The sequence below is a fragment of the Bacillus sp. FSL W7-1085 genome, from assembly GCF_038595035.1.
GTDB classification, from domain to species: Bacteria; Bacillota; Bacilli; order Bacillales; family Bacillaceae; genus Bacillus; species Bacillus altitudinis.
The window spans coordinates 253,730-272,469 of record NZ_CP152000.1 but is presented as its reverse complement, the minus strand read 5'-3'; the positions used below and the strand labels follow the sequence as shown (position 1 = coordinate 272,469).

Here is an 18,740-nt window from a genome sequence, read left to right as displayed (position 1 = left end):
TCCTCATGACTAATTGACTATCTTTATTATATAGACCAATTGATATAATAGATAGGCAATATGCGAGAGATTTTACTCTTCTCGCATAAATAAGTGTCTAAGGTAACATTTTACGTGCTCTAAAGGTGTCGTTTGCTTTAATGCAGTAGTCATTGATAATCCGCCGATGACCATTGAATGAAGGAGAGATGCCCGCTCATCCGCTTTTGTTTCATCATATCCGCTATTCATCAACTTTTCTTTGACAAGCTCTTGCCAGCGAATCATTTCTTGTTTACATGCAGCATGAAGTTTTGTATGTTCAGGTTTTGACTCTGCCGCCAGTAAGACAATCGGTATCCCTCTTTCACTTTCTTGCTCCATAAAACCCCGAATGATATTTGTCATAAAATGATCGACGGCGACATATGGGTCATCAGAATAGGCAAAACTTTCTTCAATTTGATCGATGACCCTTTGACTAATATATTCAACGGCTGCTATGGCTAGCTCTTCTTTTCCATTTGGAAAGTAATAATAAAGAGACCCTTTCGGCGTGCCGCTCTCTCTAATGATTTGATTCAACCCTGTCGCATGATACCCCTGTTTACGTAAAAGAAGTGCGGCCGTTTGAATGATTTTGTCCTTCGTACTCACGTGTGACACTCCTTTCCTCCATAGACCAACGTCAATGCCATTGTATTATTGATTCAGTAATGGATGCGTTCCTTTCCATAATGAGGATGATTCTATTTCTGACGCCAGTCTGAGCAGCCAGTCCTCTTTTCCTTTTGGTGCTGTCACCTGTACGCCTAAAGGCATGCCTGCTTCTGTGAGATGAACTGGCACACTCATAGATGGCTGGCCGGTTAGGTTAGCCAGCTGTGTAAATGGTGTGTAGGTCAAACTCTTGAGGAACATTTCATAAATCAGATCCTGCTGTGCTTGCATTGAAAGGGATGACACACGTAACAATGCAGCCATTTCTTGATCGTTATGCATCAGCTCGCCAACCTTTGGAGCCGAATAGGCAGTAGCTGGGGTCACATATAGATCGTAGGTTTGATGAAATGCGGCCATTTTTGCAGCGGCCATATCCCATGCATCAAGACTTTCTGTATAAGCAGCAGCCGTCACATTTTTTCCTGCTTCCGCCAGTACCCATGCCACAATATCTGTCTCCTCCGGCTTCACCGGACGCCCGAATGAACGAGCCAGAGAGGTAAATAAGGCAGACATTTCACCGCTGTTCATGACGTAATATTGCTGCATCAGATGGACACCATCAATGTCCGGCTTCACTTCTTCTATTTGATGCCCTTGTTCACTCAGCCATTTCACAGTGTTCAAGACTGCCTGCTTTGCTTCCTCACTCACCTTCGTGCCTACTGGAGAGTCTACACTGTAAGCAATTCGCATAGAAGAGGTTCGTTTCACCAAATCCTCCTGATAGCTGCCGTCATATAATGGCGTTTGGAACGCAGCTTCTGGCTGAATGACTTGAAGCAAATCAAGCAGGGCTGCACTGTCTCGAACTGTTTTTGTGAGTGTAAAGTCAATGGAAGCTCCTTGCCACTGCCTTCCTGCACCCGGGCCGACCGGTGTTCTCCCCCTTGTTGGCTTGAGTCCAAATAAACCAGTAAAGGATGCCGGAATCCGAATAGACCCTCCGCCATCACTCGCTCCACCCGCAGGTACGATGCCGCTTGCCACAGCTGCTGCCGTCCCGCCGCTTGAACCGCCCGGAGAATAGTCAGCATTCCAAGGGTTTCTCGTCGGACCATATAAAAAGGGTTCTGTCACATTTCTCAATCCGAATTCAGGTGTGTTCGTATGACCGATCATGAGGAGCCCAGCCTGCTTCAATCGACGGACAAAGTGGGAATCTGTTTGCGCCTTTACATCCTTTAACAGCAAAGCACCCGCCGTCAAAGGTTCATGCTCCAGCCCCTGCGATATATTTTTCAACACAAACGGAACACCAGCAAAAGGCTGATCCGCATCTAGTGACTTCATGTCTTTGAACACTTGATCTCGTCTAGTCTGAATCACCGCATTTAGTACTGGATTCACTTCTTCCAATCTAGTAAATGCAGCTTGTACAAGCTCTTCGGGTGTGACCTGCTTTTTCTGCACAAGTGACGCCAGTCCCGTCGCATCATACATCATATACTCTTTTACATTCATCGGCATGTCCTTCTTTCTCATATTATGATCTCTCTATTGTCTACTAGAATTCTATGAAATTCAATTTCGGGATACGTGTGAAAAAAACTTTCTTTCTAGACTATGATTCTTCTAACCATCTATCTTATTTCTCCGATATAATAAAGAAAAAAAGACGGAGGTCACCTCATATGCAAGGAGCCATTGCCTTGAAAAAGAAAATCGTCGTGGTCATCGCGTTTCTTCTTGCTTTGACAACTGCTTTGCCCTTCCATTCGCAGGCAGCTGCACCACCAAAAGAAACAGATGTCATCATCGTCTATAAAAATCAAAAAGGAAAACAAACGGCTATTCAAGAAAGTGAAAAAGTGAACGCTCAATACATACATCTTCCAGCTGTAGCAGTGACAGCAGATGAGCAAGCTGTCACCTCACTTAAAAAAGACCCAAACATCGCTTATGTTTCAAAAAACGTTAGGGTCAAACTCGCTTCTTCTACCGTGAAAAAAACGGCTGCTGCTACTGGTCAGGATGCTTTGGTACAAAAATCTTATAACTTGCAGAAGCTCAATGTAAAGCAAGCAATCAAAGAAGGCGTGACAGGGAAAAATGTGAAAGTAGCCGTTCTCGATACTGGTATTTTCCCACATGAAGATTTAAAGGTAGCCGGCGGTAAATCATTCGTCGATTACACGTCTTCTTACAAAGATGATGAAGGACATGGAACACATGTCGCCGGTACAATTGGGGCGCTCAATAATGATTACGGTACGGTCGGTGTCGCTTCTGGTGTGAAGCTGTATGCTGTAAAAGTATTAGATAAAAAAGGAGAAGGCGACTTATACAGTCTGCTCCGAGGCATTGATTGGGCAATTAGCAATAAGATGGATATCATCAACCTAAGTCTAGGTTTTGAAGATAACATTCCGATTTTACGTTCAGCAGTTGATGAAGCATACAAAAAAGGACTGCTGGTCGTTGCTGCAAGTGGAAATGATGGAAAGAAGAATGGGATTAGTTATCCTGCCGCATACAATAGCGTCATTGCTGTTTCCGCAACGACTGACAAAGACAAACTCGCCTCCATCTCTAATACGGGGAAAGGAATTGAATTTTCCGCTCCCGGCGAGAACGTCATCAGTACCTATTTGAAAAATGAATATTGGTATGCAACGGGTACATCACAAGCGGCACCACATGTCACAGGAATGCTGGCGCTGTTAAAACAGCTACATCCTAAGAAAACAAATGTTCAGCTCCGCACTTTATTGCGCAGCTATACAGTGGATCTTGGCGCAAAAGGAAAAGATCCACAATTCGGCTATGGCCGCGTGCAATATGTGCCGCAGTCAACCTTTTTAAAGGCTGCGACAAGCGCAGTCAAGACAGCCGAAACATCTAAAAAACAGACAGATGTTGATCAAGCCAAAACGAAAATTGGCAGACTCACTGCCAGCAAGCAAAAAACCGCACTCACTGACCGAGTCAAAAAAGTCCAAACAGCCATTGATATTCGTGACGCACGAGCGAAGGTCAAATCAGCTGAAAAAAGTAAAACCCAAGGCTCGATTAAAAGTGCCCAAACGGCCATTAAAAAGCTATCCAAAGGCAAAGAAAAAACAAGCCTGCAAAACCGGCTCGACAAAGTCAAAAAACAAGTCGCCTATCAAAAGAAAGTGACAGATGCCAAACAAAAAGTCAAAAAAGCCGAAGCCAAACGAACAAAGAAAACAAAAGCAACCGCTCAAAGTGCGGTCAAACAACTAAAAGCATCTAAAACAAAAACTGCTTTACAAAAACGACTAAACCGGATCAAGGTTTGATAAAAAAACGATTCCTTTCAGCAAGGAATCGTTTTTTCTATTTCAACATCTTCTGAAAGAGGGTGTGATGATACTTCCCTTTCGCATCCAGCCTCACTTGATCGAGGATGTGCGCTAACGAATGGATGACATCACGGAGTGCTCGATGAACCGAGCCGTGTTCAAAGGAAGCTAAACTCTCCGGCAGTTCATCTTCATCCAAAACAAAGAAATCACCATTCGGAAGAACGAGTAGATCAATCAATAAATCTTCAAATATCACCACCCGTTCTTCAAACCATGTATGTCTGACGATATTCAAATAAGAGCCAAGTTCATTGCCTTGATCATCCCGCCAAAAATAGACATTGTAAGGCCGGTCCGTCCAATAATAGGCGGTCGTATAACTCCCTTTTGGAATCGTGACAGTGCCATCACCAGCAACCATTGTAAATGGTTCTTGAATTTTATGAAACAACACGACTTGCTGCTCCTGTGCATCTAACAGCTGACACGTATGTTCCACAACCTGATCATCATATTTGATTTTTCTCTCAATGACGTCCTCCCAAGAATTTGCATATAGCGGAAACAATCGGTCACAACCCCTTCTGCATCTACTTCTTATTCTAGTATACACTGCTTTCTTTTGAAGAAATAAAGGTTCACTGCTGCTGCCTATGGAAGACATATGGTGAGGTGAAAACAAATGAACGGAATCACAATCATCGAAACCGTAGCAGAACTCGGACAAATCATCTTGGTTTTTTGTGGCTATGCCCTTTACTGGCGGCTTGTGAAAACGAAAAGAGATCGAAAGCTGACCCCTTATGAACATGTGTTGAAATTCTTTGTCATGTTCGGATTAATCTCATGGTGCTTTTCATATATGGCACTGAACGTATGGGTATCATGAGAAAGAGGAAGAGCCCCGTCCATGCAGGACATGCTCTTCCTCTTCTTATACAGCGTGTTATGAGCCAGCCGGCTGTTCTTTTTTGATCACATACTGATAGCTCTTCACATGCGTCCCATTTTGATTCACAAATTCTTTATCAAGTGCCCGTTCAAAGCCCATTCTTTCATATAAACGAATGGCGGCCTGCATTTTATCCGACGTATGAAGGTACAGGACGTTCTCGCCCCACGATTGCGTCAGTTCTATACTTTTACGCAACAAGGACTCTGCAATACCTTTTCCTCTCACATCAGGATCTACCCCTAAAAACCGGACAATCGCTGAAGTAATGCCCATCTCCGGCTTGTCATATGCCTGTTCTGATGATCGGAACATTTGAAGGGTCCCCACGACCTTGCCCTCAAGCTCGGCCACAAGCATCAACTCCATGTTTGGGTTATCTACAGCCGCTCGCAGGGCTGCAGAATAATTTTGCCAGCCTTCCTCTGTAAATTGAGGCTCATACTGTGCGTATGATTTGATCAGCACATGTGTGATCGCCTCATGATCTTCACTCACCGCTTGACGAATGATCAACTCTTGCTGCTCCATGCCAGCACCTCCTGTTTGTCTATGAATGGATATACGTATCATGCAATCACTGCATGCCGATGATCTGATTCTTTTCTCTACTCATTCAATGTAAAGAGTCTTCTTTTAAAGATCAATTATTTTGCACGAAATTTTCTTTGAAAATTTTGATTGAAATGGAAAGCTTGATTCATTATGCTGATTTGAGGACGTATACGAGGAGTGTCATCATATGAATTCTTTATCTTATCCCCAAGAATCGAAAAAAAATCGATTCCTCCTTGCCGCGCTTCTTGGCTCTTTAACAGCCCTTGCACCGCTGGCAATGGATATGTATTTACCTGCTTTACCTAATATCGCCCGTGACTTTGAAGCAAGCACGGCGCTGTCTCAGTTAAGTCTCATGGCTTGTTTGATTGGACTTGCGCTTGGACAGCTGATTGCAGGTCCAATCAGTGATACAGTTGGCAGAAGAAAGCCGCTCATGATTGGATTGATCATTTTTATTGCGGCCTCTCTTTTATGTACAGTGGTCACATCAATTTGGACATTCATTCTTTTAAGACTGATTCAAGGACTTGCTGGTTCAGCAGGCATTGTCATTGCACGAGCCATCGTACGAGATCATTATGAAGGCTCAGAAATGACGAAATTCTTTGCTTTGCTCATGTTAGTCAACGGAGTGGCTCCAGCAGCGGCACCGATCGTGGGCGGACAAATGTTACGGTTCACGACGTGGCAGGGTGTGTTTGTTCTGCTAGGAATCCTCGGGGCGCTCATGCTTCTAAGATCGTTGTTTTCATTGAAAGAAAGCTTACCTGTGGAACGTAGACAGACTGGAGGCTTCAAACAGATCCTAGGTGCGATGAAAATTCTAGCGAGCGATCGACTCTTTGTCGGATATGCTCTCTCACAAGGACTTGTCTTCGCCGCCATGTTTGCGTATATCTCTGGATCACCGTTTGTATTGCAGGAGATTTTCAACCTTTCTCCGCAAGGCTTCAGCGCTGCCTTTGCGTTGAATAGTCTTGGCATCATCACAGCCGGACAAGTATTTGCCCGCGTTGCTGCGAAAATTGGTGAGGAGAAAGTCCTTCGCATTGGGCTGATGACAGCTGCTTTAGGGGGCGTCACCTTGTGTGTGATGATCTCTATTGATGCAGGGCTTTATGGCATCCTCATTCCGCTCTTTTTTGTGGTCTCAAGTGTTGGGATTGTCGGCACCTCTGCTCCTTCTCTTGCGATGCAGCATCACGGTGCGCATGCTGGAAGTGCCGCTGCCCTCATCGGTGTGGCACAAATGCTTCTTGGCGCATGCATGACACCCCTTGTCGGCTTAGCTGGAAGCCAGACTGCCTTTCCCATGGGGCTGATTATTATGCTCTGTGACCTTGGCGCACTCTGCTGTTATTTTTTCTTTGTTGCCAGAGCGAAAAAAAGACCCGCATAAGCGGGTCTTTCATTTATGGCTTGCTCCAATTGATCGTGCGGAACACATTGTTCTGGTCATTGTTTTGATATGCATCTAGGTCAAAGCCTGAAAGTCCAAAACCAATTGCCATGACAATTCCTCCGGCAACGGTGAAGATGATCCCCCATTTGATGCATTGCTTTTTTAAATCATTCACGTTCATACTCTCACGACCTTCTTTTTAAACATTCCCATGAATGCCTTAGTGGTTTGAACAGTCCCTTGCACAAATAGCTTTGTTAAATACGCCGTGGCTATGCCGCTTAATAATCCGACACCTAATAGAAGAATCCCAACTCCGATCTGCGTCACCACCACATGCAAACCATCCTGAAAAATAAATGGAGAACCAATGATACTCCAAAAACCACCGAGCAAACCAACTAGCGTCATTGTACCTGTCACGAGTGGAACGCACCAAATCACCATATACACAGAAAGAATCAGCAGGAAGACTGTTGCTAGAATGCTGCCCCATAACGGAAAGCCTAAAATGAGGATGGAGAGCCTTGTGGCTTTTTCTCCAAACGTCGGCACCTGAATGGTTTTGATTCCTTGTTCCTTCAAAATTCCTTCAGCGATGATGGCAGGCTGACCGACTTGATGAACTGCTTCCTGTTCACTGTAGCCATCTTCCTGATAATCCTCGATCATTTCATCGTAATACTCGATGAACCGATCACTTTCTTTTTCGCCTAGACGATGCAGGTGCTTCTCTAAGCTAGCTAAAAATTCTTTTTTATTCATTGCCCTGTCCTCCAGAAATAAAGTCGTAAATCGCCATCACTTGATCCCATTCCGCTAAAAATTGCGCGATATGCTCCCGTCCGTTCTTTGTCATCCGGTAGTATTTTCTTAATCGACTGTTATGTTCCTGTGAATAGGTCTCCACATAATTGTTTTGCTCTAACCGCTTTAATATCGGATATAATGTCGATTCTGAAATCTCAATACAATGGGACATATCTTTAATCATTTGATAACCATAGGAATCGCCTTTCTTTAATACCGCCAGTACACAGAATTCCAGTAATCCTTTTTTTAGTTGTGCATTCATGTTTACAACTCCTAACTATTTATACTATACAATACATAGTATGGTGTGACAAGAGGTATCTTTTGCAACTTTTCACTCTCAACGTCCCTATAAATTTTCATACAGGAAGTTTCTCTTTCTTCAAGGCTTCACCTAATCAAGATAAATCTAGCGTGTGTCTATTGTAGACAACAAACATACACAGGAACGAATATCATAGGAAACAACTCATTTAATCTCTTTATTTTAAAGGGATAAGCTGAATTGTATGGAATTAAGAAGTTCATTCACAATGGCTTATCCTTATGAACTTCATACTAAGTTTTACGAACACTCAACTCGAATTAAAGTGATGAGAACGGCTGAAAGTGGCTAGTTCTTTTCAACCCAACCAATACCGAATAATGGTAGACCTTAAAAAACGAGGAGCTGATGACCTTGAAAAAAATGTGGAGTAATTATCTCACTTTAGTCATTACACTAACTTTGTGTTATATCGTGTATTTGTTCATCTTCAAACAACCTTTTACCATTACACCCATCATCCTGTTTGTGGTGGGAGCGGCCATTGCTGAGTGTATACGTTTTTTCGTTCTGAAAAGTAACGAGAAAAAAGATGATACCTTGAAAAAATAGTCCCTTAAACATAAGATCACTCAACATATGAAAAGACACCCCCACTTTATAGTGGAGGTGTCTTTTTTCACTTTTTATATATTCACAAATCCTTCTCCAAACACATCACGCACGTCATGGACAACAACGAATGCGTCTCGATCAATTTTCTTAATGATTTTCTTTAAACGCATAAGCTCTTGCTTTTGAATAACCGCATAGAGAATTTCCTTCGATTCCTTCGAATAATGACCGCGACCGTTTAAAATGGTCACGCCTCGATCCAAGGTGTGATTGATTTCTTCTGCAATATCATCTTTGCATGAAGAAATAATCGTCACTGCTTTTTTCGTGTTAAGCCCTTCTATGACGAAATCCATCACCTTAGTCGCCACATACAGCATCACAATCGTAAACATTAATTTTTCCGCACCAATAATAAAGTAAGAAGCAAAAACAACGATCAGATCAAAGAACAAGATGGCGTAGCTCACGTTCCAGTCTAGATACTTATTCGCAATTCGGCCAAGAATGGCAGATCCCGCTGTTGTACCGCCCGCTCTTAAAACAAGACCAATGCCAATACCAATGATGATCCCTGCGAAAATAGAACCAATGATCAATTCATGGACATTCACCACCCATGTAGTGGTCAAATGTAAAAATAGAGAGTTACTTGCGACAGCTACCACTGTGTAGATCGTGGTCTTCTTGTCCAAGTATTTATACCCCACAAGTAATAAAATCGCATTCAACACAAGGTTTGTCAGCCACGGCGCAATCTCAAACATATAGTAGAAAATGATGGACAGCCCGGTTACGCCGCCTTCACCAAACTCAAGTGGAATGACAAACATGTTCACAGCTGCAGCAAATAAAAAAGAACCAACTAGAATCATTGCAATATCTTTTAAACATTTTTTCAATTTCTTCTTTCCTCCTTTTTTAAGCATATAAAAAACCCTCTTTCTGCACGAAAGAAGACAGTCGTTGGACAAAATAAAAATCAAAAGACGGCGCCTTTTGATGAAGCTTTCTGAAATGAACCTTTCCATAATATATATCTCTTTTTAGAGGCTGTCAATGACTTGGTTTTCTATTATTTCAACTGTATGTTTATGCACTCAAACCCGCATGTTTTCAGGGTTTTTCCGTCATGTGATGCTTATTCCTCTCCTTGACAAAAACACTTTAGTCATTTAAACTACTGCCTCATATCATATCCATTATTTCCGATCGACAAAGGAGGCTGTTTGATTTATATGAATCCTATTCAAAGCCGTTTACAGGCTCACACACCTTTGATTTTAGATGGTGCACTTGCAACGGAGCTTGAACGAAAGGGCTGTGATTTAAACGACAGTTTATGGTCAGCCAAAATCCTCATTGAACAGCCAGAATTGATTCAGCAAGTACACTTGGACTACTTCCAAGCAGGTGCTGACTGTGCAACAACAGCCAGCTACCAAACGACAATTGATGGCTTTGCTGAAAAAGGCTATACAAAAGAAGAAGCCATCGAATTAATGAAACGATCTGTCACGTTAGCAAAAGAAGCATGCGAGCAGTTTTGGCAGGATGAGACACATCGTAAAGAGCGGACAAAACCATTTGTCGCTGGATCTGTGGGGCCCTTCGGCGCTTATTTGTCTGACGGTTCAGAATATAAGGGAAATTACGGACTCACAGAACAGGCGCTCATTGATTTTCACAGACCAAGAATTCAAGCATTGGTAGAGGCTGGTGCAGATATTCTCGCTTGTGAAACCATCCCTTGTCTCATTGAAGCAATCGCTATCGCTAAACTGCTGCAGGATGAGTTCAGTGGTGTATATGCCTGGATTACATTTAGTGCAAAGGATGGTCAGCACATTAGTGAAGGAGATTTACTTAGAGACTGTGTACAAGCACTTGAGCCATATGAGCAGATCGCTGCTGTTGGCGTAAACTGTACACCGCCGCAATATATGTCTTCTCTTATTCAGGAGATGAAAAAAGGGACAAGCAAACCGATTGTCGTGTATCCGAACTCAGGGGAATTATATGATCCTGAAGAAAAGGTTTGGAGCGGCGATACGTCTCACCATACATTTGGTGAATGTGCGCAGCAATGGTATAAAGACGGTGCACAAATCATCGGCGGCTGCTGCCGGACGACACCAGAGGATATTACCGATATCTTAAAACAGGCAACATCGTAGCATCATGACTCAACACACATACTTTTAAGCAAAAGGGCGGGAAGACATGGAACAAGCAAAAGATCAGTCACAACAATATCAACGAAAAATGACAAGCCGTCACCTGTTCATGCTTTCTTTAGGTGGCGTGATTGGCACAGGACTCTTTTTAAGCTCAGGATATACGATCAATCAGGCCGGACCTGCGGGAACGATTTTGGCTTATCTGGTTGGGGCATTAATTGTGTACCTCGTGATGCTCTGTTTAGGTGAACTGTCTGTCGCAATGCCGGTTACAGGCGCTTTTCACACATATGCAACAAAATACATTGGGCCCGGCACTGGCTATACAGTGGCTTGGCTCTACTGGCTGACATGGACCGTGGCACTTGGTTCAGAATTTACAGCGGCAGGTCTTTTAATGCAGCGCTGGTTCCCGGACACATCAGTTTGGATGTGGAGCGGTGTTTTTGCCATTCTCATCTTTTTACTCAATGCTTTTACAGTTAAGTTTTTTGCAGAATCGGAATTTTGGTTTTCTAGTATTAAAGTCATGGCTATTATTCTCTTTATTATCCTTGGCGGAGCCGCGATGTTTGGATTGATTCCACTAAAAGGCGGTGAGGCCGCTCCGTTCTTCTCTAACTTCACTGGAGATGGGGGTCTCTTCCCAAACGGCTTTTTACCGATTTTAATGACCATGCTGGCTGTTAATTTTGCTTTTTCGGGTACTGAGCTAATTGGGATTGCTGCGGGCGAAAGCGTCAATCCAGATGAGACCATTCCCCGGGCGATTCGCACGACTGTGCTACGTCTTGTCCTGTTTTTCGTCGGAACGATCGTGGTCTTAGCCGGCTTAATTCCTGTAGAAGAAGCCGGGGTGATCAAAAGTCCTTTCGTTGTGGTATTTGACCGCATCGGTATTCCTTATGCGGCAGATTTCATGAATTTTGTCATTCTGACGGCGATCTTATCTGCTGCAAACTCAGGGCTATACGCCTCATCTCGCATGCTATGGTCCCTTTCTGAAGAACGAACATTACCTAAAAAGCTGGCAAAATTGACGTCAAAGGGAATTCCTTTGAATGCACTCATTTTGAGTATGATTGGGGGCATTCTCTCTTTGCTATCGAGTGTCATCGCACCTGAAACGGTGTATCTGGTTCTTGTGTCAATCTCTGGACTCGCCGTTGTTGTTGTATGGATGGGAATTGCAGCTTCACAGTTCATGTTTCGCAAAAAATTCTTACAGGATGGCGGACAGCTTCATGATTTATCTTTCCGAACCCCGCTCTATCCGGTGGTTCCGATTGCTGCCTTCCTCCTATGCCTTGCATCTGTGATCGGCATTGCTTTCGATCCAAATCAGCGTATTGCTCTTATCTGCGGTATCCCTTTTATCGCACTCTGCTATGCTGCCTATTACGTGACAACATGGATTCAGAAAAAACGAGAAAAACCTGGTGTATAGCACCAGGTTTTTTGTTTGTCCCAAAAAAGGATATCACTAGCAAAACAAAGACATTTTGGTATATGATAGGAATCTATGATTTTCAGGACGAATCAAGGGAGCTGTTTTTAATATGGAAATGACCATTACAAGAGCATTAAGTGAACTGAAAATGTTAGATAAAAGAATCAACCGAACGATTGATGAAGCTGTACTCGGTGGCTTGGTCATCGGGAAACATATACAGAACGGATTTCAAAATCAAGAAGAAGTAGAAAAAAAGGCAAAAGCAGATGACCAATCGATTCAAGCATTAATCAAACGCCGAAATGCCATTAAATCAGCCATCGTTGTGTCGAATGCTACGACAACGATTGAGGTGGCGGGTGTTAGCATGACCGTAGCAGAAGCCATTGAACGCAAGACATCCATAGATTACGATATTCGTTATTTACGAAAATTAAAAAAGGTCTATACAGAGCTGGTTGACCGGTCAGAACAAATCAATGAAGATGTGAAAAAGAGACTGGATCAACATTTAGAAACACTATTTGGGAAAGACGGAAAAACACAAGCCGCTGCCAACCAAGAGATCGTCAAGTCATTCCTAGCTGAAAATGAGGCGGCGATCATTGACCCTCTTCGTCTTCGAGTGAAGATTGAACAGCTTTCGAAAGAGATTGAAGACTTCCAAATGGAAGTGGATTTCTCCTTATCAGAAAGCAATACCTTGACAAAAATACAGATCGACTAGTCGATTTTGTTAGTGAGCCGAAAATCGATAGGACTAAACACCTCCGAGGGAAAGGTCATTCCCTCCTCATCTGATGATCATCTTAGGATGATCCATGATAAAAGCTCAAAGCTGAACGTTCAAAGCTGAAAGCTCAAGTATTCAAAGTTCTTATCCATCAAAGCTCAAGATGTAAAGCTCAATGCTCGATCGAATCTGGGAGAAACGGCTCATGAGTGTTTGTTTAGCGACTCTTTCGGTTGCCGCCCAGCAGGTTTGCTAACAAAAAGAAAAGGATGTCACTAGCTGACATCCTTTTTTCTATGAAAACGACAGGGCTTGCGCCAAGTCGCCTCTTCTAGCAGATTAGTAACGTGATGTATATGCCAAATGGTACACACTTGTCACATTTGAAGATAGCGTGATGTCGTTTGAAGTGAAAGTCACTGGAACGATATCGTAGTAATGTGTAGACCAGCCTGCATTATTGTATGTACGGTAGCCTGCACCTGCAGGAACTTGAATCGTTAGTGAAAATTGTCCATTCTCGTCTGTTGTACCTGTCGCTGTTTGAGCATATGATTTGATTGCTGCTTCAAAATAAAGCTGAATTGGCTGATTCGCCATGAGTTGACCACTTGTGTCCTTTAATGTTCCTTTAAAAGTAGCTGGATAATATGAACCTACACGATATTTACTGCCAGAACCGTAATTGACCATACCACCGTCTGCTGCTGTGACGCCTGTTACTTGTACGGATGCTGGTACTGCTCCTGTTTCCTCTGCATGTGCAAAGCTTGGGAAAACGAGAAGCAATGATAGAAAGAAAGCAAACATGATTTTTTTCATCGATAAATCCTCCTTTTTTTTCCTACTATATTACTATCGACAGTTATTGTCATTTTTCCAGTAAAAAACAAAAAACTTCCCTTTTTATTCAAAAGGGAAGCTACAAGACTATTTTTTCACAACAACTTTCACTGCTTTACTTTCTCTTTTTCTCACATCTGAAGCCGTCACATACAAGACGGTTTTGACTTTTTGCGGCTTGATTTTAGCCGTAAATGCGCCTTTGCTATTGGTTTTGACCGTTTGAATGACTTTCTTTGATTTGTTCTTCACCTTGATCGTCAAGCCTGCACCCGCAGTTCCTTTGACCGTTTTACTTTTCACTGTTACTCGATTCACCTTTGGCTTAGCTGGCGCTTTGCCCTTTTTCACGACCGTTTTGAGCGAAGTCGCAGCCTTTCCTTTTGACATCTTGATGTGAAGCACTTTATTTTTGTTTTGATGCTTGATCTTCACACTAAAGGTTCCTTTTTTGCTTGCCGTGCCTTTTCCAAGCAGGGTTTTGCCTCTATACACAGAAATGGCAGCGCCGGCTTTCGCCTTTCCTGTCACCTTTTGATGCTGATCTTCTACTTTGTTAACTGATGCGTTTAATTCAACAGCGCTTAACGCGGCAAAAGCATTGAGTCTGCCATGTCCTGTCATCCAATCGATACCCGGAATTTTCGGATCAACAACAGGCTCGTCATATTCATCATAGAAAATGTCATCTGTTCCATCAACAGCTTTAAATGAAATATCATCCGCTGTATTTTGTAAAATATTTCTCACTTGATTTGGTTTCAGGGTTGGATTTTTAGAAAGCAGTAATCCTGCTGCTGCTGCAACATACGGTGTAGCCATTGATGTCCCGCTCAGGTATGAAACATTCCCATCAGGCATTAAGCTTGGGATATCAGACCCTGGTGCAGACATGCTTAATCCTTTCCCATAGCTTGAGAATTCAGCGGCAATATCCATGCGATTGCTTGCACCAACTGCCATGGCGTACTTGGAAGTCGCAGGATAACCCATTTCTGGAATGCCATCGTTTCCGCTCGCCACTACCACTAATACATTTTTTTGTGCAGCATAGTTCATCGCATATTCAATGACCTTGCTGTAGTAGCCGCCAAGGCTCATGTTAATGACCTTTGCACCTTTGTCCACTGCATGTTTAATGCCAAGAGCAATATGCTCTGTATCTCCATATCCATACGCATCCAGCACTTTGACTGGGATGATTCCTGTATGTTGATTCAGCCCTGCCATGGAGTAATGATTATCGGCTTTTGCTGCAATGATACCTGCCACATGGGTACCGTGGCCATTGTCATCAATTGCATCTTTATTACGGCCAATCAGATTGGCACCTAAGTCTGTACGAACCGTTCCGCTTAAATCGGACAAACGGCTGTCGACACCTGTATCCACAACAGCAATTAACGTTTGCTTCATTTTGCTTGTGCCGATCAATGTATTCATTTGTTCAAACTTCACATCAGCGCCTTTTTTCCCACTGTTTTGGGCACTGTTTTTCAGCGGCCACTGGTAACCATACTGCGCGTCATTGCTGAGCGCACGATACGTTTGTACAGGCTCTGCAAATTCAACATTCGGCATACTAGAAAGCTTTCTCGCCGTGCTTTTGATCACAGCTTTGCCTGCTTTAAGCGTTTTGCCAGCTGATTCTTTCCCTGCCGGTACATCATAAACATACATTCCTTTAAATAAAGGATTTACTGACTGAGATGTCACACGGTTTTCTTGAATTCCGTAGCTTTTCATTTTCTTTTTTGCGGATTGGAGCGTTTGTCCATCCTTTAATTTAAAGATGATTTTGTTTGTGTTGACCTTTTCTTCTGGAACAAGCTTTTGTTTCTCTAATACATAACCGATCGATTTTCCTTCAAGCTGATCGATTCCTACTTTTTGCCCCACTGCTTCTAATTCCTTTTTTAAATAGGCTGGACTTGCCTCTTTGAGCATATCAAAAAGGGAACGGATCGCCTGTTGCTCTTTCTCTGTGACGATATGACCGCTGAATGCACCATTTTTCTCTACGTCATTCAGCAATGATTTTAATGTCAGCAAATGATTGTACACCGTTTGCTGCTTTTTTTGATTGTTGATGAGTTTAGATTTGAGAAACGGCTTTGTTTTTTGTAGCAGACGTGTAAGCTTCTGACCATCGGCTGTTTCATTGAATCGTTTGTCTTCGATCGTACGAATGGATTGAAGAATTTCACGTCCATGCTTTTTCTCAATAATGATGATCGTTGGCTCTTCTTCTTCAGGGAAAATCGGTTCAGATGGCGGAAGATTCGCACCTTTATACCCGATTGTATATGCTGCATCCTCTTCCTCATCACGGCTGTCTTCCTCTGAACCTAAATACAGCACTTTGACATAGTAAGGACCTGACCATGCATGCGGGAAGTTGATTTCTGTCTCTCCACTTGCTGTGTCCACACGATATCTCGAATAAGTGTCATCCTTTATCGCTCTATCCTTACTTGGGTAGACCGATACAGATAACACTTGTTTGCTTTTGACAGAAATTTGCATATGTGTATGTTTTGCCACATCATCTGCAGATGGCGTAATTTGGTACCATGACTCTTCTTTTTCATTCTGTAATGTACCTGAGATGACTTCACCATCTTTCAACCCAATGGCTTCATTGACACTTGTGCCTTTACTAACTGCTGATGCTTCGTACCCAGGTAATACAGCCATACATAGAATGATGGCCATGAGTACAACCACACAGGATTTGACCTGCTTTTTAAACATGAAAAGACCCCCTTATCTTTTACAATACCTTGGAAGAATATCACAGAATCCCTTTTAGTAGAATCTGTTTTTGACATAATTAAACTCGTTTTAAGCTAGGATTTGAGATATTCAGATGGCTAGTCTGATCGCTTCATAAACTTTTTGCCATTTCAAACGGAAAATGATGCTATTTAACCATGTCGAAAAGTACATTACAATCAAATTGTAAGCGCTTAACAAACAAGAGAGAAGGGATCAGCTTGTTCCAAAAAGATCATGTTTTTACACAAGTAAACGGTCGATCAAAGAATGAGATTTTACAATACATTTCCGAGAAAGCTGAAGACCTTCACATTACAAACGATCAGTCAGGGTTATTAACAGATTTGTTGAAACGCGAAGACGAAGTCTCAACAGGACTTCAGCAAGGTTTTGCGATTCCTCATACAAAAAGCTCTGCTGTTCAAACGGCTTCACTTCTCTTTTTAGAACTTGAACAACCCATTGAATGGGGAAGCTTCGACGATTTGCCAACAAGCTATTTATTTACACTGCTCGTTCCACTTGAAGAGGCCAATGTCACACACCTCAAATTACTGTCTGGCATTGCCACAAGTTTAATGGAGCCTGCTTTCATCGAAAAGATTCAACCCGGTCAAACAGCAGACTATTATTACGAAGTCATTGAACAACAATTGAAAGAGGGGATTACACAATGAAAATTGTCGGTGTCACTTCATGCCCAGCAGGGTTAGCTCATACACCAATGGCAGCAAAAGCATTAGAGAATGCGGGTAAACAGCTTGGACACGAGATTAAAATCGAACAACAAGGAATTATGGGACAGGTGAATGGCATTACAGCAGAGGAAGCTAAGCAGGCAGACCTTTGCATTATCGCCTCCAATCAGCACATTAACGACGCTGAACGCTTCTCAGGTATTCCTACTGTTCGTGTCGAAATCGGACGCGCCCTAAAAAATGCCGAGCAAATCATCACAAAAGCCGTTGCGCTGGTTGAAAAGAAAAAATCTGAATCCCAATAAACAAGAGCAATGCCATATAGAAAGGAGCAAAGCAGAATGAAAGCAAAATTAAAAGTCATTGAAGGCCACCTCATGACCGGTATTTCTTATATTCTTCCGGTGATCATCGGAGCTTCACTTATCGTTGGTTTAGCCAAACTAGTCGGGTTAGGTTTTGGTGTGTCAGATTTAAACGCCTATAAAGATGCAGGCGGCATTTTACATGGTGCCTATTTGATGGAACAGGTTGGCTGGACAGGCATTGGCTTAATGAACGTACTGCTCGCTGGCTTTATTGCCTATTCGATTGCGGATAAATCTGGTCTTGCGGCCGGCTTTATCGGCGGAGCTCTTGCCAGCTCAACAAATGCTGGTTTTATCGGCGCCGTCATTGCAGGTTTCTTTGCCGGATATGTCGCTCTCTTTGTGAAAAGAAAAATTCAAATTCAAGGCTCTGCAGCTGGACTCGTCCCTCTGCTCATCTTACCGCTCATTACTGTTGGCTTAACCGGACTTCTCATGTCCGTTCTGCTAGGCGGTCCATTAGGAGCCTTGAACACCGCATTAATTGAATGGATCAAAGGCATGGTCGCAGATGGAACGAGCACACTCGCACTTGCTCTCATTCTAGGTGCAATGATCGGCTTTGACCTTGGCGGCCCAGTGAATAAATCAGCTTGGATGGCTGGTAACGCACTCTTCCTATCAGGTGTCTATCTTCCTGCCATTCTCGTCAATATCGCGATTGTCATTCCGCCGCTAGGATACGGGCTTGCGACATTGATTCGAAAACGCAACTTCTCTCCTACCTTCAGAGAAGCTGGACGAGGCGGCCTTGTGATGGGGATTATCGGGATTACAGAAGGAGCCATTCCCTTTACACTCGTCAATCCTTTGAAATTGATTCCGCTGAATGTCGTCGCTTGTGCTGCAGGAAGCGGGGTTGCTGCCTTATTAGGTGTCCATGACATCATGCCGCCAATTGGTGGACTATACGGATTCTTCTCAGTAGGAAACTGGTGGGCGTATTTAATCGGCGCACTAACTGGCGCACTTGTTATTGGAATTGGCGCCAACCTACTTGTGAACTTCTCTGAGAAAAAAGAACCCCAAAAGCCAGAACATGATCAGAAGCAGAAAGAAGAAGATGATTTTGACCTTGTGCTAGAAGGATAATTTGAACAAAGAA

General features: G+C 43.0%; 20 protein-coding genes. 10 read left to right on the top strand and 10 right to left on the bottom strand.

Annotated elements, in window-relative coordinates:
- Window positions 1-72: 72 nt before the first annotated feature.
- Entirely contained in the window at window positions 73-636 is a 564-nt protein-coding gene (locus tag MKY11_RS01505) for a TetR/AcrR family transcriptional regulator (RefSeq protein WP_024719023.1), read from the bottom strand.
- A gap of 45 nt (window positions 637-681) precedes the next feature.
- Entirely contained in the window at window positions 682-2,166 is a 1,485-nt protein-coding gene (locus MKY11_RS01500; RefSeq protein ID WP_342501769.1) for an amidase, read from the bottom strand.
- A 188-nt stretch (window positions 2,167-2,354) separates the two neighbouring features.
- Between MKY11_RS01500 and MKY11_RS01495 the strand changes: the two genes are divergently transcribed.
- On the top strand, window positions 2,355-3,968 hold the full coding sequence (locus MKY11_RS01495) for a S8 family serine peptidase (RefSeq protein WP_342501768.1): 1,614 nt from the start codon (window positions 2,355-2,357) through the stop codon (window positions 3,966-3,968).
- Window positions 3,969-4,005: 37 nt separating this feature from the next.
- Here the strand turns inward: MKY11_RS01495 and MKY11_RS01490 are convergent, their stop codons facing one another.
- Window positions 4,006-4,542: a DUF402 domain-containing protein gene (locus tag MKY11_RS01490; protein ID WP_342501767.1), complete on the bottom strand. Its 537-nt coding sequence runs from the start codon at window positions 4,540-4,542 to the stop codon at window positions 4,006-4,008.
- Window positions 4,543-4,656: 114 nt separating this feature from the next.
- Here MKY11_RS01490 and MKY11_RS01485 point away from each other — a divergent pair, with 114 nt between their 5' ends.
- Window positions 4,657-4,863, top strand: a complete 207-nt coding sequence (locus MKY11_RS01485) for a hypothetical protein (protein WP_008342164.1) — start codon at window positions 4,657-4,659, stop codon at window positions 4,861-4,863.
- Between the two features lie 57 nt (window positions 4,864-4,920).
- On the opposite strand, the gene MKY11_RS01480 is transcribed toward MKY11_RS01485, so the two are convergent.
- Entirely contained in the window at window positions 4,921-5,457 is a 537-nt protein-coding gene (locus MKY11_RS01480) for a GNAT family N-acetyltransferase (protein WP_008342165.1), read from the bottom strand.
- Window positions 5,458-5,668: 211 nt separating this feature from the next.
- On the opposite strand from MKY11_RS01480, the gene MKY11_RS01475 reads away from it, so the two are divergent.
- Window positions 5,669-6,886: a multidrug effflux MFS transporter gene (locus MKY11_RS01475; protein ID WP_342501766.1), complete on the top strand. Its 1,218-nt coding sequence runs from the start codon at window positions 5,669-5,671 to the stop codon at window positions 6,884-6,886.
- Window positions 6,887-6,899: 13 nt separating this feature from the next.
- Here MKY11_RS01475 and MKY11_RS01470 read toward each other — a convergent pair whose 3' ends face one another.
- From MKY11_RS01470 to MKY11_RS01460, 3 genes are read right to left on the bottom strand one after another with little or no spacing between them, the layout of a single operon-like run.
- The gene (locus MKY11_RS01470; RefSeq protein WP_162835678.1) at window positions 6,900-7,070 is read right to left on the bottom strand and encodes a hypothetical protein; all 171 of its coding nucleotides are present in this window, start codon (window positions 7,068-7,070) and stop codon (window positions 6,900-6,902) included.
- Window positions 7,067-7,654, bottom strand: a complete 588-nt coding sequence (locus MKY11_RS01465; protein WP_072367545.1) for a DUF1700 domain-containing protein — start codon at window positions 7,652-7,654, stop codon at window positions 7,067-7,069. Before MKY11_RS01465 ends, MKY11_RS01470 begins: the two co-directional genes overlap by 4 nt.
- Window positions 7,647-7,964 carry a PadR family transcriptional regulator gene (locus tag MKY11_RS01460; protein ID WP_008342169.1) on the bottom strand — a complete coding sequence of 106 codons (318 nt, stop codon included), beginning with the start codon at window positions 7,962-7,964 and terminating at the stop codon, window positions 7,647-7,649. The genes MKY11_RS01465 and MKY11_RS01460 overlap by 8 nt, the downstream gene beginning before the upstream one ends.
- A 426-nt stretch (window positions 7,965-8,390) precedes the next feature.
- Between MKY11_RS01460 and MKY11_RS01455 the strand changes: the two genes are divergently transcribed.
- A complete protein-coding gene (locus MKY11_RS01455) occupies window positions 8,391-8,579 on the top strand; it encodes a hypothetical protein (RefSeq protein WP_253718706.1) in 189 nt (62 codons plus the stop codon).
- 74 nt (window positions 8,580-8,653) lie between these two features.
- On the opposite strand, the gene MKY11_RS01450 is transcribed toward MKY11_RS01455, so the two are convergent.
- Window positions 8,654-9,484, bottom strand: coding sequence for a YitT family protein (locus tag MKY11_RS01450; protein WP_058336350.1), 831 nt, complete (start codon window positions 9,482-9,484; stop codon window positions 8,654-8,656).
- A 336-nt stretch (window positions 9,485-9,820) separates the two neighbouring features.
- Between MKY11_RS01450 and mmuM the strand changes: the two genes are divergently transcribed.
- From mmuM to MKY11_RS01435, 3 genes are all read left to right on the top strand, one after another.
- Window positions 9,821-10,759 (top strand): homocysteine S-methyltransferase, encoded by a 939-nt coding sequence (gene mmuM, locus MKY11_RS01445; protein ID WP_212339050.1) that lies wholly within the window; start codon window positions 9,821-9,823, stop codon window positions 10,757-10,759.
- 46 nt (window positions 10,760-10,805) lie between these two features.
- On the top strand, window positions 10,806-12,209 hold the full coding sequence (gene mmuP / locus MKY11_RS01440) for an S-methylmethionine permease (RefSeq protein ID WP_178896788.1): 1,404 nt from the start codon (window positions 10,806-10,808) through the stop codon (window positions 12,207-12,209).
- Window positions 12,210-12,321: 112 nt separating this feature from the next.
- Window positions 12,322-12,942: a hypothetical protein gene (locus MKY11_RS01435; RefSeq protein WP_017360397.1), complete on the top strand. Its 621-nt coding sequence runs from the start codon at window positions 12,322-12,324 to the stop codon at window positions 12,940-12,942.
- A 345-nt stretch (window positions 12,943-13,287) separates the two neighbouring features.
- On the opposite strand, the gene MKY11_RS01430 is transcribed toward MKY11_RS01435, so the two are convergent.
- Together MKY11_RS01430 and MKY11_RS01425 are read right to left on the bottom strand one after the other, a co-directional pair.
- The gene (locus MKY11_RS01430) at window positions 13,288-13,770 is read right to left on the bottom strand and encodes a hypothetical protein (RefSeq protein ID WP_007498435.1); all 483 of its coding nucleotides are present in this window, start codon (window positions 13,768-13,770) and stop codon (window positions 13,288-13,290) included.
- A gap of 108 nt (window positions 13,771-13,878) precedes the next feature.
- Entirely contained in the window at window positions 13,879-16,545 is a 2,667-nt protein-coding gene (locus tag MKY11_RS01425) for a S8 family peptidase (RefSeq protein ID WP_255816830.1), read from the bottom strand.
- A 242-nt stretch (window positions 16,546-16,787) separates the two neighbouring features.
- Here MKY11_RS01425 and MKY11_RS01420 point away from each other — a divergent pair, with 242 nt between their 5' ends.
- From MKY11_RS01420 to MKY11_RS01410, 3 genes are read left to right on the top strand one after another with little or no spacing between them, the layout of a single operon-like run.
- Window positions 16,788-17,246 (top strand): PTS sugar transporter subunit IIA, encoded by a 459-nt coding sequence (locus tag MKY11_RS01420; protein WP_024719036.1) that lies wholly within the window; start codon window positions 16,788-16,790, stop codon window positions 17,244-17,246.
- A complete protein-coding gene (locus tag MKY11_RS01415) occupies window positions 17,243-17,572 on the top strand; it encodes a fructose PTS transporter subunit IIB (RefSeq protein ID WP_007498438.1) in 330 nt (109 codons plus the stop codon). Before MKY11_RS01420 ends, MKY11_RS01415 begins: the two co-directional genes overlap by 4 nt.
- A 36-nt stretch (window positions 17,573-17,608) precedes the next feature.
- Window positions 17,609-18,727, top strand: coding sequence for a PTS fructose transporter subunit IIC (locus MKY11_RS01410; protein WP_017358746.1), 1,119 nt, complete (start codon window positions 17,609-17,611; stop codon window positions 18,725-18,727).
- The last annotated feature ends 13 nt before the right edge of the window (window positions 18,728-18,740 follow it).